We start from the raw sequence: 15,906 nt of genomic DNA, 5'->3' as shown, positions 1-15,906 counted from the left end.
CATGGCAGCCCGAAGAGCCCTGCACGCCTGTTCCGTCGCCACCCTGCTCGTCGCCGCGTCCGCCGCGGCGGTCCCGCCCGTATCGGCGCACGCGACGGACCGGCCCCTGCCCGTCGTCTCGCCGACTCCGCAGCACATGACCCGCGCCGGAGCCGACATCGCCCTCCCTTCGCGCGCCGAACTCGTCGTGGACGACACCACCGACAAGCCGGCCCGCGACCTCCTCACCGCGACCCTGCGCGCCCACGGAGTCCGCCACGTCGACGTCCGCACCAAGGCGTCGGGGCACGCGCCCCTGACCGTGCTCCTCGGCCCGGCCACCCGCCCCGACGTGGCCGGCGCCCTGCGCGGCACCGACGTCCCCACCCAGGACGAGGGCTACGCCGTGCGCGTGGCGGGACGCACCGTGGCGCTCGGCGGCACCGACGCGACCGGCCAGTTCTACGCGGCCCAGACGTTCAGGCAGCTCGTCACCAAGGGGAAGATCGCCGGGGCGTCCGTCTCCGACTTCCCGTCCATGCGGCTGCGCGGCTCCATCGAGGGCTTCTACGGACCGCCCTGGACTGAGGCGGAGCGCCTGGACCAGATGGACTTCCTCGGCGAGGTCAAGTCCAACACCTATGTGTACGCGCCCAAGGACGACCCGTACCACCGCGACAAGTGGCGCGAGCCGTACACGGCGGACAAGCTCGCCCAGCTCGGCACCCTCGTCGACCGGGCCCGCGCCAACCACGTCCGCTTCACCTTCGCCGTGTCGCCCGGCGGCTCGGTCTGCTACTCGGACCCGGCCGACGTGAAGGCCCTCACCGCGAAGCTCCAGGCGCTCTACGACCTGGGCGTGCGCTCGTTCTCGGTGCCGCTCGACGACATCAGCTACACCAAGTGGAACTGCGACGCCGACCAGCAGAAGTTCGGCGCCCCCGGGCGCGGCCCCGCCGCGAAGGCCCAGGTCGGTCTGCTCAACACCGTCCAGCAGGACTTCATCGCCACCCACGACGGCGCCAACCCGCTCCAGATGGTGCCCACCGAGTACGGCGACCTCACCGACACCGCGTACAAGCAGGAGCTCCGCGGGAACCTCGACAAGAACATCGAGGTGATGTGGACCGGCACCGACGTCGTCCCCCCGGAGATCACCAACGACCAGGCGCAGAAGGCGTCCGAGCTGTTCGGACGCAAGGTGTTCGTCTGGGACAACTACCCGGTCAACGACTTCGGCCGGACCTCGGGACGCCTCCTGCTCGCCCCCTACGACAAGCGCGAGCCCGGCCTGTCCGAGCACCTCAGCGGCCTCGTCTCCAACCCCATGAACCAGGAGGCGGCCAGCAAGCTCGCCGTCTTCACCATGTCCGACTTCTCGTGGAACGACCGCGGCTACGACCGCACCCGCTCCGCCCGTCAGTCCGCACTGCACCTGGCCGGCGGGGACCCGCGCGTCGCTGACGCCGTACAGACCTTCGTCGACCTCAACCACATGGCGCCGACGTTCGGCGCCAAGCCGTGGCAGCCTCAGTCGCCGATCCTCAGCGCACAGCTCGAGAAGTTCTGGAAGGCGTACGAGAGCGACCCGGCGGCCGCGATCCGCTCCTTCACGCCGACCGCGACCAACATCGGGCACACCCCGGCCGTCCTCCGCGCCGGAGTGCCCGACCAGCAGTTCCTGCACGACGCCGGGCCCTGGCTGGACTCCACCGCGCTGTGGGGCAAGGCCCTCGGGCACGGTCTCGCCGCGCTGCAGGCCATCGACGCCCATGACGCGGACAAGGCGGCCGCCGAGCGCGCCGCGATGGAGAAGGCGGCCGAAGCCGCCTCGCACATCACCATCGACCCGGCCGAGCACCACCAGCCCGGCCCCGTGAAGATCGCCGACCCGTTCCTCGGCGACTTCGTCAGCCAGGTCCAGGACCTGCACGACGCCTCGAAGGGCCTCAAGCCACTGCGGCAGCTCGCCCTGAACAAGGACACGAAGCAGAGCTCGGACTACGCGTGGGACGGCGGCTTCCCGTTCGGCGCGGCCAAGGCGGCCGACGGCGACCGCTTCAACTTCTCGACTACCAGCGGCAAGGAGGCGCAGCCCTGGTGGCAGGTCGACCTCGGCTCCGTCGCCGACCTGGAGCGCGTCGACGTCTACAACCGCAGCGACTGCTGCGCGGACCGCACCCAGGACTACTACGTCCTCGTCTCCGACGAGCCCTTCACCGGCACCCTGTCCGACCAGCTGACCAAGCCCGGCGTGTGGTCCCACCACGAGACCGCGCAGGCCGGCGGCCCGACGGCGATCCCGGTGACGGCACACGGCCGCTACGTGCGGGTGTGGCTGGCGAGCGAGAAGCCCGTCGAACTGAACATGGCGGAGGTCGAGGTGTACGGCAGGGCGCGGAGCTGACCTACCGCGTGAACGATTGAAGTGCTCTCCCCCGTAACAAGGGAGATTCCTGCCTACCTTGCGGCGGCGGGCTTGGCGCCACGGGTGCGCCTGACGACTGCCCTCCCGGCAGCCGAGATGAGCGCGTGGCCCATCCGGTATAGGTGCAAGACGTTGCGGGCCGCGTTCCAGTCGGCGTTGCCGGACCATCCGCAGCCTTCGTTCTTGCACACGAACGTGGCCTGGTCCTCCCGGCTGCCCGGTGTGTTGAACCCACATGCTGAGCAGCGCAGGGAGGTACCGGGCGCGGGAACCTTGTGCAGGGTGCCGCCACAGCGGGCGGTCTTGTACGTCAGCATCGTCACGGTGCGGCCCCATGCCTCCTGACTGATGGAGCGGTTCAGGCCGGACTTCTGCGCGAGGTTCTTCCCTGGTTCCTCGATGGTGCCCTTGGCTGACTTGACCATGCTCGTGATGGTGAGAGCTTCGACCACGACAGTGCCGTACTGCTGGGCGATACCGGTGGTGGTCTTGTGCTGCCAGTCAACAGCGCGGCGCGTGGCTTTTGCGCGCAGCTGCTTGATCTGGTCGTAGGTGTACTGCAAGCGGCGAGAAGTCTTCTCCCCGCGCCCCCGGTGCTGCCTACGCCGGGCGGCGCGTCGTTGAAGGTCAAGCAGCTTGGCCTTCTCGTCCGGGTTCAGCCACTTGTCCCGGTCGGCCTTCCCGCCAGGGAGGCGGGGCGGTCGTCCGTGGCTTTGGTGGTTGCCGTCGGAGAGGGCCAGGGGCAGGTTCACTCCGGCGTCGATGCCGACTTCCGGCCCCTGGTGGGGCTCAGGCTTGGCCTGGCGGGTCTGGACGCGGAAGGCGATGTGCCAGCCGAGCGCGTCCTTGACCAGCCGCGCCCCCGTGATCCGGTTCTCGCTGTCGGCCCGCTTGCCGACCGGGAGGTCCTTGGTCCAGCGGAAGCGGACACGTCCGACCTTGGGGATGTTGACCATGCCCCAACGGCGGTGCACACGGCGGATGTTCAGGTCCCGCCCCTGCGGAATGTCCACCGACATCACCGTGCGCAAACGGGCCTTGAAGTTCGGCGCCTCCGCGCGGCCTTCCCAGCAGTTCTTCCACGCCTGGACGTACGTCTTCAGCACCGCCTGCCCGGCCTGGGCGGGGAGCACTCCGAGCCAGTCGATCTCCTTGCGGGCCTGGCGGATCGCCGCATCGGCGGCGGCCAGGGAACGCTTGTCCTTGGGGAGCATCGTCCACCAGTCGTGCAGGCAGTTCCACATAGTGCGGGCCGCGTGTGCCTGGTCGTCCATGAGCCGGATCTGTGCAGGCGTCAGCGCCAGCCGGGCACGATGCCCGAACTGCCGCTTGCCTTCCGCACGTTCCGTAGTCACATGGTCACCATAACGCTGGACCCCATGTCGCCGAGAGGGAACCAAAATCCCGAGGTGCGTTCTGGTCGCCACGTCATCTACAACCTGTCTGCCCACATGGATTTTATCGCCAAGAATCGGCGCGAAGCGTTCATGGACGAGCCGGCAAGGTGCGAGGAGACCATGCGCAAGGCCTGCGAGGACGAGCCGAAGCAGTTCAACGGCGAGGAAGATCACATGCACCTGCCGGTTCACTACCCGCCGAAGGTGCAGCTCTCCAAGCTGGTGAACTCCCTCAAGGGCACGTCCTCCAGGTGCACCTGTGCAAGGAATTCGACGCGCACGTCCGCCGGTACCTATGGGGCGGCCACTTCTGGGCCGGGTCGTACTTCGCCGGAAGCTGCGGCGGGGCACCGCTGACCGTCCTACCCCCAGTACATCGAGAACCAACAGCGCCCCGTACGGCCAGGCCGGGGTCAACAGCGCAGATCCATGTTCGCAACTAGCGCAGATCCATGTTCGCAACTAAGGCCAGAACAGTACTGAGATGCGCTTCACCTACCCCGTAAACGGGGGAGCACTGTGCAAGATCAGTGGTAGATCTCGCGCCGCAGGTCCGCTGGCAGCCGCGCGTCGTCCCGCTCCGCGGCGGTGGCGAGCAGCGCCGTGACGCGTTGGACGTGGCTGCCCGGCAGGGCCTGGATGCCGCGCAGCACCCGGCGGTACGTCAACTCCAGCTCGGCGTCGGTCAGTTCCGCGCCGCCGCTGAGCAGGAGGTGCAGCAGGTCGTGCGCGAGCGAGGTGGCCGGCTCCCCTTCCGTGGCCACGAACGTGGTCACGGAAGGGCCCAGCCAAGCGAACACCGGGTCCATGACGTGCCGCACGAGCGAGTCGTTCGTCCCGCCGGACACCTCCATCTTGTGCCAGATCTCGTCCCAGTAGGGCCGGGACCAGCCGGGCCCGCCGTGACCTCGGGGGTAGCGGTAGAGCCAGTTCGCGTCGACCGCTTCCGGCGGCGCGGGCGCGCCGTACCGCGGCGCGACGACGAGCGTGCGGCGGCCGTCGGCGTCCCAGGACCGGTCCAGGGTCATCGACAGGGCGAAGTCCGTCCACTGCTCCTCGTTGAACGCCGAACGCCACAGCAGGACGTGCCGGTGCCAGGCGGTGACCGGGTCCGCCGAGCCGGGGAACAGCTCGGCGGCCGTGGTGCCGCCCGTCAGCAGCAGGATGACCAGGACGAGATTGGCGCCGTAGAGGCCGTGCCGCGACGCGACCCTCAGCGTCGAGGGCCGGTAGGCGGGGTGCTGGTCACCGGTGCGGGTCTCGTGCTGGTCGAGTACGCGGATCAGGACTCGGCTGAGCCTGTCCCGCTCGGCCGGCTCCATCCGCGCCGCCATCGCACGGGCGAACCGCAGCATCTGACGCCCGGACAGGGGCGCGTACGAGAGGAGCGCGTACGCCAGGTCGTCGTCCACGCGCTGGTCGCCGAGGGCGAGGGCGGGCCGGTTCTGCACGAGCGCGCTCAGCACGTGCAGCGCGAGCCGCACCGCCAGATACTCGCCGAACGTGGCGTGCAGGAACTCGTACGTCGCGAGGACGTGGCCGTCGCGCACCGACTGGGCGCGCTGCACGAAGTAGAACCTGCCGAGCGCGACCTCGGCGGCGCCGAGCGGCGTGCGGAAACCGGACGCCCCGGCGGACGAGCGGCCCAGGAGCGCGGCCAGGTCCTCGTCGAGCTCGGCCGCCGAGACCCACTGACGGCGCCGGTTGAGCAGGGCGAACGCGACCAGGGACAGGCGTTGCATCTCCAACTCGGCGCGCTCGCGCAGGAGGTTGTCGGACGCCATGTCCCCGCTCGTCTTGCCGACTTCACGGCGCGCGAAGGAGAACAGGAGCTCCTCGTAGAGATCGGCCTCGTCCAGCGGTTCCCCGCCGTCGCTCTGCAGGCCGTTGCCCGCCACGTCGTACAGGGCCAGCATCGTCAGGAGCAGCGGCTGCGCCGCGAGCGCCGCGTGCCGCGACACCACCTCCCACGACAGCGGGCGCAGGCCCCTTGCCGTGAACCCGGCCGCGTTGGCGTCGTTCCACACCGCGAGCCACTGCTGGATCTGCGCGGCCCGGAACGGTTCGAGGCGCAGCGCCACCATGCCGTCGGGGTAGCGCGCGCGGTCGGCGACGGACGTGCGGCTGGTCACCAGGGCCAGCAACGGACGGCCCTGTTCCGCCTCGCGTTCCTGGAAGCGGGCCACCCGGACCAGGAAGTCGTTGTGGTGCACGCCGGTCGTCTGCAGCAACTCGTCGAACCCGTCGAGCAGGAGCACCGGGACTGCGCCGCCGGCCGAGCGGACCAGATCGGGCCACGTGACGCGCTCGCCGGTCGCGGCCCGCACCGCCTGCTCGATCTGCTCCTGGAGATCGTCCTCGGCGCGTACGTCGCGCAGCGGCACCCGCACCGGCAGGAATCCGGCCGCGGGGAGCCGCGCCGCGAGCACCCGGGTCAGGACGGACTTGCCCGCGCCGGGCTGCCCGAGCACCAGCAGCGGAGTCCGCTCCTGCCCCGCCGAGGTCAGCGCCCCGGCGAGGTACCGGGTCAGGTCCTCGCGCACCGGGGCCCGCTCCCACCACGTCTCGTCCGCCGGCCCGTGCTGCCCGGCCACCGGCCGCACCCGGAAGTCCGGGTCCAGATACATCTCCTCCAGGGCCGGTACGCGGATGCCGTCGGGCGCCGACGCCGCGTCCAGGACCGGACGGGAGAGTGCCGCCTCGTGGGAGCGGGCCAGGGCGGCCGCGACATCCACGGGCGGCCGCGCGTGCGACGCCGTACCGGCCAGCAGTGCCTCGATCCCCGCGAGGGCCCGCTGTACACCGGCCCGTGTCGCCCGGTGTTCGGTCAGCGTGGCCCAGAACCCGAACTCGGGTGCCTGTTGGGCGAGTTGGGCGTACAGGCTGTCGTAGTGGACGCACGCCGCACCCGGCAGCCCACCCGTCAGGGCCCGCTCCGCCGCGTCGCGCCCCGTCGGCGTGAGCGTGTCCCACACCGCGAGGCCCGCCACGAACCGCAGGAAGCGCCCGGACAGAGCCGTGTACCAGCCGTGGAGTTCCCGCCCCACGTCCTCCGGCGCGAGGTGCGGTGCCGGGAACGGCGCGTCCACCGCGGCGAGGGCCCGCGCGAAACCGGCGTCCGCCTCCCCGGCCCCGACCAGCGACAACTGGTCGCCACGGGTCATGCGCACCGCGTCGAGGGAGAACGGAAGGTCCTGCTCCGCGAGCGCCTCGAACCAGCCGAGGACCACGACGACCGTGTGTGCGGCCCGCAGCAACTCGCCCCGCTCGACCCGCCCGTCCGCCGCCCCGAGCCGCGCCCCGACCCCGCGCACCGCGTCACGGCCGAGCCCCAGGATCCGGCCCCGCGCGTCCGCGATACGCAGGAGTCCGTCGCTCACGCCGCCCGTCGCCACGGCCAGCACCCCGCCGAGCGACCGGTCGAGCGCCACGAGGCGCGGCGGATCCGCGCCGAGCAGCACCAACGCGTCGGACAACGACAGCAGTCTGCGCGAACCCACCCGAACCCCCCCATGGATCATGTGCGGACGGCGGCCACTCTGCCAGGACACGAGGTCGGGGTCCATCGACCACGGTGCGTAAGCTGAGCGACACCGAGTGCGCGCCGTTCCCCCGAATGGCTTACCGTGTGGGCCGTGGACAGTCAGGGGAAGCGTGCGGTTCGGCTGCGCCTGACCGGGGCCGCGGCGCTGGCCGCCGTATCGGGAGTGGCGGGCTCGTGGGCGTACCTGCGGGCCGGTGGGTCCGCGGGCGACGTGGTGCGGGACCTCGCCGTGGGCTGGGCGTACGCGGCCGCGGGGCTCATCGCCTGGCGGCGCAGGCCCGCCAACCGGACCGGCCCCCTGATGATCGCCGAGGGCGTCACCTGGTTCCTCGGAAACCTCCAAGGCACCTCCGTACCCGCCCTGTTCGCGTTCGGCGCCTGGTGGGAGGCGCTGAACATGGCGATCCTCCTGCACCTCATCCTCTGCTTCCCCGAGGGCCGCCTCACCACGGTCCTGACCCGGCGTCTGGTCCAGTTCGCCTACGGTCTCGTCGCGGTCGGCGGCCTGCTGCGCACGCTCCTGTTCGACCCGGGACAGGCCACCGGCGCCACCTACCTGGACTGCGCCGGCTGCGGCCCGAACGCCGTGTTCATTCCCGGCACCCACGACCTCTTCGGCCCCGTCGACACCGTGTACCACGCGCTCGGCTGGGTCATCTCCGCCGGCGCCGCGGTCGCCATCGTGCAGCGCTGGCGGCACGCGTCCGCCGCCCGCAGGCAGGCGCTGCTCCCGGCGTGGATCGGCATCGGCGTCGCCGTCGTGTTCCTGATGTGGGACATGCTCTTCTACGTCGTGCCGTGGTTCGGCGACGCCGGCGACACCGTTGAACAGGCCGTCTATCTGCTGTCCGACCTCGCGCAGGTCGCCGTGCCGTTCGCGTTCCTCGCCGGACTGCTGCGCATGCACCTCCAGCGCGCCGAGGTCAGCGGCCTCGTCATCGAGGTCGGCACCGACCCCGACCCGGCCCGCCTGCGCGAGGCGCTGGCCCGCGTCCTGGGCGACCCGACGCTGCGGCTCGGCCTGTGGCGCGAGGAGCGGCACGCCTACGTCGACGGCTCGGGGCGCGAGGTGACGGCGGACGGCACCGGCCGCACCCCCGTCGGAGCGGCGGACGGCCGGCCGCTCGCGCTGCTGCACCACGACCCCGCCCTCATGGACGACCCGGAACTCCTCGCGTCCGTCGCCGCCGCGCTGCGCCTCGCCCTCGAGAACGTCTGGCTGCGCTCCCGCGCCAGGGACGTGAGCACGCGGATCGTGGAGGCGGCCGACTCCGAACGCAAGCGCCTGGAGCGGGATCTGCACGACGGGGCGCAGGCCAGGCTGGTCTTCGCCCTGATGGCCCTGCGACGTGTCGAGCGCGGCCTCGCCGACCATCCCGACGCCGCCCTGCGCGAGTCCGTGACCGAGGCGGAGTCCAGTCTCAGGCTCGCCATCGAGGAGTTGCGCGGCCTCGCCCACGGTCTGCACCCGGCGGTCCTCACGCGCGAGGGCCTCGGACCCGCGCTGACCGCGCTGGCCAGGGAGGCGGCCCTGCCGGTCGTCGTCGCGGCCGAACCCCGGCGCTACGACGCGGTCGTCGAGTCGACCGCCTACTTCACGGTGTGCGAGGCCTTGTCGAACGCGGCCAAACACGCCGGTGCCCGCGCCGTCAGTGTCTCCGCGACGCACCAGGACGGGCGGCTCGTCATCGAGACCGTCGACGACGGAGTCGGAGGAGCGGACAGCATGCGCGGCAGTGGCCTGCGCGGCCTCGCGGACCGACTCGCCGCCGTCGACGGAGTGTTGCATGTACACAGTCCCGCCGGTGGCGGGACCAGAATCAGGGCGGAGCTTCCGTGCGGGTGATCGTTGCCGAGGACTCGGCGCTGCTGCGGCAGGGGATCGTACGACTGCTGTCGGACGAGGGTTTCGAGGTGTCCGCGGAGTGCTCCGACACGGTGCCGCTCCTCGCTCTCGTCGCCGAGCACCGTCCGGACGCCGTGCTCCTCGACATCCGCATGCCGCCGACGCACACCGACGAGGGTCTGGTCGCGGCGGCCGCGATCCGCGCGGCGCACCCCGGCACGGGTGTGCTGCTGCTGTCCCAGTACGTCGAGACGACCGACACCGTCAGGGCGTTGGCGGAACAGCCCGAGGGCTTCGGCTATCTCCTCAAGGAGCGCGTCGCCGACATCGACGAACTCGGCGGGGCGCTCAAGCGCGTGGCGTCCGGCGAGACGGTCCTCGACCCGCTCGTCGTGGCCAAACTCATGAACACCCCCCGCCCCAGGAGCCCCCTCGACGAACTCACCGGCAGAGAGCGGGACGTGCTGGCGCTGATGGCCGAGGGCCACTCGAACGAGGCGATAGCCCAGCGTCTCGTCATCGGCGGCAAAACGGTGGAGACGCACGTACGGAACATCTTCGGCAAGCTGCGTCTGGAGCAGGACCTGCTCGAACACCGGCGCGTGCGCGCGGTGCTCACCTACCTGCGCGCCTGACCCCGCCCGTGCGGGCGGGGTGAAGTGGTCCCGGCTGGCCGCTCCGAAGGCGACGTCATCCCCCGATTTGCCCCCGTGGCTCCCCCGTACGTCGACTGCGGAGCGGTGCCGGTGAACTCAACTCTAGGCAGGCCGCGCGCCCGGGACATCAGGGCCAGCCCTGAGATCCGGAGTAGTTGCTACCGGAACCGGGCCACGGGGGCCGAAGTCAGTGTTCAGCGGGGTGCGCAGCGCCCGACCACCGCACCCGCTCGGTCGATGCAGAGTACATCGACCTGAACGGGTGCGCCCCGCAACACGCGCAACGCCTCGTCGCGGGCGGTCGCCGCGACCAGGTCGCCGAGCGGCGGCCACAACTGGAGTGCCGCGAGGCCCGTGTTGGCGTCCGCCACCGCCGCCGCGACCTCGGCGCCCGCGCTCGCTTCAGCCGCGAGGCCGGCCAGGAACGACTTGTCGACCTGCGAGCGCGCCGAGTGCAGATCCAGGTGCCCGGCCGCGAGCTTCGACAGCTTGGCGAACCCGCCGCAGATCGTCAGCCGGTCGACGGGATGACGCCGCACGTACTTGAGGACCGCGCCCGCGAAGTCACCCATGTCGAGGAGCGCGTCCTCGGGCAGCCCGTACTCGGCGACGACGGTCTTCTCGGACGTCGACCCGGTGCAGCCCGCCACATGCGTGCGCCCGGCGGCCCGCGCCACGTCCACGCCCCGCCGGATCGAGTCGATCCACGCGGAGCAGGAGTACGGCACCACGATGCCCGTCGTCCCCAGTATGGACAGCCCGCCGAGGATCCCGAGCCGCGGATTCCAGGTCGACCGGGCGATCTCCTCACCATGGTCGACGGACACGGTGATCTCGACGTCACCGCTCCCGCCGTGGCGCTCGGCGACGGCCGCGACGTGGTCCCGCATCATCTGCCGCGGCACGGGGTTGATCGCGGGTTCCCCGACGGCGAGGGGCAGCCCCGGACGGGTCACCGTGCCGACGCCCGGCCCGGCCCGGAACACGACGCCGGACCCGGCGGGCAGCAGCCGCACCGAGGCCCGCACCAGCGCACCGTGCGTGACGTCCGGGTCGTCGCCCGCGTCCTTCACGATGCCCGCCATGGCGTGCTCGCCGGCCAGCTCCTCGGCCGCCAGCGCGAACGCGGGCGTCTGCCCCTTCGGCAGCGTGATCGCCACCGGGTCGGGGAAGTCCCCGGTCAGGAGCGCGGTGTACGCGGCCGTGGTCGCCCCTGTCGCGCAGGCACCGGTCGTCCAGCCGGGCCGCAGACCGGTGTGCTTGAGTTGGGCCCCGCGTCCGCCCTTGGCGCCGCCCGCGTCACTCATGAAGGGACCCCGCACCCGTGCACGTACTGATCCTCGGCGGCACGACCGAGGCCCGGCGCCTCGCGCAGGCCCTGACCGCCGGCCACTCCGGGTGGCGCGTGACGAGCTCGCTGGCCGGCCGCGTGGCCCGGCCCGTGCTGCCCGAGGGCGAGGTGCGGACCGGCGGTTTCGGGGGAGCCGATGGCCTGGCCCGCGCGCTGCGCGAGCTCCAGGTGGACGCGCTCATCGACGCCACCCATCCTTTCGCCGGGACGATCAGTTTCCACGCGGCACAGGCCGCGGCCACCGCCCATGTTCCCCTGCTGGCACTGCGGCGCCCCGGGTGGGTCCCCGCACCGGGCGACGACTGGCACCACGTGAACTCCCTGGAGGAGGCGGCGACGGCACTGCCGTCCCTGGGCACCCGGGCGTTTCTGACGGTGGGCCGCCTTGGCCTCCCGCCTTTCGCGTCCATTGACGACGTCCATTTCCTGATCCGCTCGGTGGACGCCCCCGAGCCGCCTCTGCCCCTTCACTCGGAGGTCCTGCTGGACCGGGGTCCCTTCACGCCGGAAGGCGAACGGGAGTTGCTCCGGACTCGCCACATCGACGTACTGGTGACGAAGGACAGCGGGGGAGAGGCGACGGCGCCGAAGCTCGTCGCGGCGCGAGAGGCGCGGATCCCGGTCCTGGTGGTACGACGGCCGCAGGTGCCGGCGGGAGTGCCAGTGGTGGGATCGGTGGCGGAGGCCGTGGAGTGGGCGGGGAACCTGGGCACAGCAAGCCTGTCCGGCGTTTGAGGACGAGCCCGAACGGCGACGGCGGGGGCCCGGGGGCGCCGCCCCCGGGATGTGCGCCCGGACTTATTCCACGGCACAGGCAACCGCGTTGACCGCCGCGGCGGCCATTGCACTGCCACCCCGCCGCCCCCGCACCACCAGGTACTCCAGCCCCAGTTCCCCCGCGTGCTCCACCAGCGCGTCCTTCGACTCGACCGCGCCCACGAACCCGACCGGAACCCCGATCACCGCGGCGGGCGGCTCCGCGCCCTCCCGCACCAGTTCCAGGAGCCGGAAGAGCGCCGTGGGCGCGTTGCCCACAGCGACGACGGCCCCACGCATCCGCTCCCGCCACAGCTCCAGCGCCGCGGCGGAGCGCGTCGTGCCGAGCCGTTCGGCCAGCGCGGGAACCGACGGGTCGGACAGCGTGCACACCACGTCGTTGTCCGCGGGCAGCCGCTTCCGGGTGATCCCGCTGGCGACCATGGACACGTCGCACAGGACGGGCGCGCCCGCGCGCAGCGCCTCGCGGGCGCGGACCGCGACGTCCGGCGAGTACGCGAGGTCGCCCGCCAGGTCGACCATCCCGCACGCGTGGATCATCCGGACCGCGACCTGGGCCACCTCGGCGGGCAGCCCGCCCAGATCGGCCTCGGCGCGGATCGTGGCGAAGGACCGGCGGTAGATCTCCGCCCCGGACTTCTCGTACTCGAACGCAGTGCTCACGGCGGGGAGCCTATCCAGCGGTGCGCACTTCACAGGGTGCGGGGCCCGGGTCTATAGTCCAAAACTAGCAGTGCTAATTAACTTCCCTCAGGAGCCGCACGTGCGTCCCGTCCACTTCGCCGCCGCCCGCCGCACCTCGATCGGAAAGCTGCGCGGGTCCCTGTCCACCGTGCGCCCGGACGACCTTGCGGCCGGTGTCATCCGCGGTCTGCTCGCCGGTGTGCCGGAACTCGACCCGGCCCGGATCGACGACGTCTACTGGGGCGCCGCGAACCAGGCCGGCGAGGACAACCGAAACATCGCGCGCATGGCCGCCCTCCTCGCGGGCCTGCCCGAGTCCGTACCCGGCGCGACCGTGAACCGCCTGTGCGCCTCCGGGCTCGAAGCCGTCACCACCGCCGCCCGCACCATCGCCTCCGGCGAGGCCGATGTCGTCCTCGCGGGAGGCTCCGAGTCGATGAGCCGCGCCCCCTTCGTGCTCCAGCGCCCCGACGAGGCGCTCCCGCACAAGATGGAGACGTACGACACACGCCTGGGCTGGCGACTGGTCAACCCCAAGATGAAGGAGCTGCACGGCGTCCTCGCCATGGGGGAGACCGCCGAGGAGGTCGCCGACCGCTACGACGTGCCGCGCGAGCGCCAGGACGCCTTCGCGCTGCGCAGCCACCACAACGCCGCCGAGGCCCGCAAGAACGGCCTCTTCGACGCCGAGATCCTCCCCGTCACGCGCCCGGACGGCGTCGTCGTCGAGCAGGACGAGTGCATCCGCCCCGACACCTCCCTGGAGAAGCTGGGCACCCTCAAGCCGGTCTTCCGCAAGGGCGGCACCGTCACCGCGGGCAACGCCTCACCCATGAACGACGGCGCCGCGGGCCTGCTCCTGGTCAGCGAGGACGCCCTGCACGACCTCGGCCTCGAATCCCTCGGCCGGTACGTCGCCGGAGCCTCGGCCGGTGTGCACCCGGACGTCATGGGCATCGGCCCCGTCCCCGCCACGCAGAAGGCGCTCGCCCGCGTCGGCTGGTCCATCGGCGACGTCCAGGAGGCGGAGTTCAACGAGGCGTTCGCCGCCCAGGCCCTCGCCTGCGTCGACGCGCTCGGCATCGACCCGGAACTGGTGAACCCGACGGGCGGCGCCATCGCGCTCGGCCACCCGCTCGGCTGCTCCGGCGCCCGCATCCTCACGACCCTGCTCCACCGCATGCGCCGCACCGGCGGCTCGCGCGGCCTCGCCACCATGTGCGTCGGCGTCGGCCAGGGCTCCGCCGTCCTCGTCGAGCGCGCCTGAACCCCCGCACAACGTAAGGAACGTGAAGAAGATGAGCAGCAGGTTCACCGGCCGCGTGGCCGTCGTGGACCTCACGGCAGAGCGTGCCGAGGCCACCGTCGACGCTCCAAGGGCGGGCAGGCGTCGTACGGCTGCGACGCCACCGACCAGGACGCCGTCGAGGCCACCCTCGCATGCGTCGACGACGAACTCGGCGGACTGCACATCCTCGTCAACAACGCGGGCGTCACCCGCGACGGCATGTTCTTCAAGATGCCGAGGCCCGATGCCGGTCAGATCGCGGGGTCGTCCAAGGAGCACCTGGGCCGCCACAAGTACCGTTCCTGGAGGCTGAGTGGGAGCGTGTCCTGTGGCCAGGGCCGCTGCTCAGCCGCGTGCTCCGAACGGTGTTGGGCACGCTGGTCGCCCGCTTTCGTGCCACTGCCGGGCGGCACGCCTCTGGTGCGTGGTCCGGGCGGGTGGGGGCGGGGTTCCTCACGCTGTCGGGCCTCCGGTCTGGCCTGGACGGTCCGATGCCCGTACCCATCGCTCTGGTGGGTAGGGGGCGGTGCCGTCCGTCGCCGGATCGGATGCCCGAGGGCGCGTCGCCCGATCGCGATGCTTGCCGCATCGTGCCGGGTGGCCTTGCGGGTGGGTGCGGTCAGCGGCTGTTGCCAATGCTGGGCGCCCCACCGGGAGGTGTAGGCCGGATCCACCGCGACGACGGCGATGTCCAGCTCGGCGGCCATGGATACTAGGCGGGCCTTCAGCTTCGCGGTGGGAAAGCGGGAGATGAGACGGCGGAAGCGCTTGTTGCGGCCGTGCTTCTCACGGGACTTGCCGTCGGTGAAGTCCAGGTCCTCGATGGCGATCGCGGCAGCCCCACAGCGGCGGGCGTGGTGCAGCAGCCCGGTCAGCGCGTGCCGGATCTGGGCGTCCCGGTGCGCTGCTGTGCCCGACAGGTCGTAGAAGAAGCGCCGGGGTTCGCCGACCGGGTTGCCGTGGGTGTCGAGGTGCCAGGCGGCAAGGTGGTCGTCGTTCATGTCCACCCCGACCACACCCCGTGCCAGGGCTGCCCGCTACGACTGTGACCGAAACGGCGGCGCGTTGCCAGGACGCGGTCACATACCAGCGCCCGCGCACTTGGTCGTGGTGGAGGCGGTAGGCCACAGCCCGGTTCGCGGCGATGCGGTCCAGCCACTCCTGGCCCCGGTGCTTGAACGCCACCGTGGCATCCAGGACGTAGCGGCCGTGTGGGGCGTTGGCCAGGTGAGCGAGGGCGGCCGGGAGCCTGATCGAGCTCTCTCCGGTGTCGGTGATGCGGATCGTTTCGTTGCCGAAGCGTTTACCGGACTCGCCGTCGGCGGCCAGGAACATTCGCGCCGCCTGCCACCGCTCCCGCCAGGTGCGCTCGTCCAGCCCGGCCTCGTCCAGATGGTGACGCAGGTGGGCGAGGCGTTTGCCGCCGCGTACCACGTGCACCCGGCCCGCCGCCCAGTCCGCCTCCACGCGGGCCAACCGGTCTTTGAGCGCGTGCAGGCGACGGGACTTGGCGTGCCACTGGGATCGCGACCCGTATCCGCGCGCCAGACCCTCATGCTTGCTCGACTTCGCACCCAGCGGCCGGGCCATGCGTGCCTCGATCTGCCCGATCTGACCCCGCAGCCATGCCATCTCCGCCAGCTGGCCGCGCCTTGCCAGCGCCCACTGGTCGTGCGTGGCCTTGGTGAGGCTGCCCGCCCACCGCGCGGATGAGCCCCCGGTCATCTCCCGCTTGCGGGCCGCCCACCCGGCTCCGTCGTGCGACAGTCCCTGCCGGGAACGGATCGCGAGATCCCCTGCGGCCAGCGAACCGAGGAACACGCCGACCTCTCGCAGCACCTCCGCATCCCGATCCGAGATCCGTAGGCGGTCCCGGATGGCCACCCCCGAGGGGCCCGGCACCACGAACGACGCCTTCAACTCCCGCCGCCCGCCCACCTGGTCACCCCTTCAGCG

Annotated in this window: 11 protein-coding genes and 1 pseudogene; 7 read left to right on the top strand and 5 right to left on the bottom strand. The window is 71.8% G+C overall.

Annotated features, from left to right (window positions below):
- Window position 1: 1 nt before the first annotated feature.
- Window positions 2-2,386, top strand: a complete 2,385-nt coding sequence (locus tag OG456_RS01620; protein ID WP_266556471.1) for a beta-N-acetylglucosaminidase domain-containing protein — start codon at window positions 2-4, stop codon at window positions 2,384-2,386.
- Window positions 2,387-2,439: 53 nt separating this feature from the next.
- On the opposite strand, the gene OG456_RS01615 is transcribed toward OG456_RS01620, so the two are convergent.
- Window positions 2,440-3,762 carry a transposase gene (locus tag OG456_RS01615; RefSeq protein ID WP_266556469.1) on the bottom strand — a complete coding sequence of 441 codons (1,323 nt, stop codon included), beginning with the start codon at window positions 3,760-3,762 and terminating at the stop codon, window positions 2,440-2,442.
- On the opposite strand from OG456_RS01615, the pseudogene tnpA reads away from it, so the two are divergent.
- Both tnpA and OG456_RS50365 read left to right on the top strand, forming a co-directional pair.
- A pseudogene (tnpA, locus tag OG456_RS01610) lies at window positions 3,721-4,068 on the top strand (IS200/IS605 family transposase); the annotation flags it as partial. The gene OG456_RS01615 and the pseudogene tnpA overlap by 42 nt on opposite strands.
- Window positions 4,056-4,247 carry a transposase gene (locus tag OG456_RS50365; protein WP_266932845.1) on the top strand — a complete coding sequence of 64 codons (192 nt, stop codon included), beginning with the start codon at window positions 4,056-4,058 and terminating at the stop codon, window positions 4,245-4,247. The pseudogene tnpA and the gene OG456_RS50365, both read left to right, overlap by 13 nt.
- 84 nt (window positions 4,248-4,331) lie before the next feature.
- On the opposite strand, the gene OG456_RS01605 is transcribed toward OG456_RS50365, so the two are convergent.
- The gene (locus tag OG456_RS01605; protein WP_266556465.1) at window positions 4,332-7,280 is read right to left on the bottom strand and encodes an NACHT domain-containing NTPase; all 2,949 of its coding nucleotides are present in this window, start codon (window positions 7,278-7,280) and stop codon (window positions 4,332-4,334) included.
- A 159-nt stretch (window positions 7,281-7,439) separates the two neighbouring features.
- Here OG456_RS01605 and OG456_RS01600 point away from each other — a divergent pair, with 159 nt between their 5' ends.
- Window positions 7,440-9,194: a histidine kinase gene (locus OG456_RS01600; protein WP_266556463.1), complete on the top strand. Its 1,755-nt coding sequence runs from the start codon at window positions 7,440-7,442 to the stop codon at window positions 9,192-9,194.
- Entirely contained in the window at window positions 9,185-9,829 is a 645-nt protein-coding gene (locus OG456_RS01595) for a response regulator transcription factor (RefSeq protein WP_323136276.1), read from the top strand. Before OG456_RS01600 ends, OG456_RS01595 begins: the two co-directional genes overlap by 10 nt.
- 215 nt (window positions 9,830-10,044) lie before the next feature.
- Here OG456_RS01595 and OG456_RS01590 read toward each other — a convergent pair whose 3' ends face one another.
- On the bottom strand, window positions 10,045-11,157 hold the full coding sequence (locus OG456_RS01590) for a cobalt-precorrin-5B (C(1))-methyltransferase (protein WP_266556461.1): 1,113 nt from the start codon (window positions 11,155-11,157) through the stop codon (window positions 10,045-10,047).
- Window positions 11,158-11,174: 17 nt separating this feature from the next.
- On the opposite strand from OG456_RS01590, the gene OG456_RS01585 reads away from it, so the two are divergent.
- The gene (locus OG456_RS01585) at window positions 11,175-11,936 is read left to right on the top strand and encodes a cobalt-precorrin-6A reductase (protein ID WP_266556459.1); all 762 of its coding nucleotides are present in this window, start codon (window positions 11,175-11,177) and stop codon (window positions 11,934-11,936) included.
- Window positions 11,937-11,999: 63 nt separating this feature from the next.
- On the opposite strand, the gene OG456_RS01580 is transcribed toward OG456_RS01585, so the two are convergent.
- A complete protein-coding gene (locus OG456_RS01580; RefSeq protein ID WP_266556457.1) occupies window positions 12,000-12,641 on the bottom strand; it encodes a precorrin-8X methylmutase in 642 nt (213 codons plus the stop codon).
- Between the two features lie 100 nt (window positions 12,642-12,741).
- On the opposite strand from OG456_RS01580, the gene OG456_RS01575 reads away from it, so the two are divergent.
- The gene (locus tag OG456_RS01575) at window positions 12,742-13,929 is read left to right on the top strand and encodes an acetyl-CoA C-acyltransferase (RefSeq protein WP_266556455.1); all 1,188 of its coding nucleotides are present in this window, start codon (window positions 12,742-12,744) and stop codon (window positions 13,927-13,929) included.
- A gap of 272 nt (window positions 13,930-14,201) precedes the next feature.
- Here OG456_RS01575 and OG456_RS01570 read toward each other — a convergent pair whose 3' ends face one another.
- Window positions 14,202-14,951, bottom strand: coding sequence for a hypothetical protein (locus OG456_RS01570; RefSeq protein ID WP_266556453.1), 750 nt, complete (start codon window positions 14,949-14,951; stop codon window positions 14,202-14,204).
- Window positions 14,952-15,906: the final 955 nt, after the last annotated feature.

The sequence above is a fragment of the Streptomyces sp. NBC_01446 genome (genome assembly GCF_026340095.1).
Taxonomy (GTDB): domain Bacteria; phylum Actinomycetota; class Actinomycetes; order Streptomycetales; family Streptomycetaceae; genus Streptomyces; species Streptomyces aureus.
This window is presented reverse-complemented; position numbering and strand designations above follow the sequence as displayed.

Excerpts from the sequence above, each read along its gene's own strand:
- OG456_RS01620 (WP_266556471.1), top strand. The coding sequence starts at position 2 with ATGGCAGCCCGAAGAGCCCTGCACGCCTGTTCCGTCGCCACCCTGCTC.
- OG456_RS01590 (WP_266556461.1), bottom strand. The coding sequence starts at position 11,157 with ATGAGTGACGCGGGCGGCGCCAAGGGCGGACGCGGGGCCCAACTCAAG.
- OG456_RS01570 (WP_266556453.1), bottom strand. The coding sequence starts at position 14,951 with ATGAACGACGACCACCTTGCCGCCTGGCACCTCGACACCCACGGCAAC.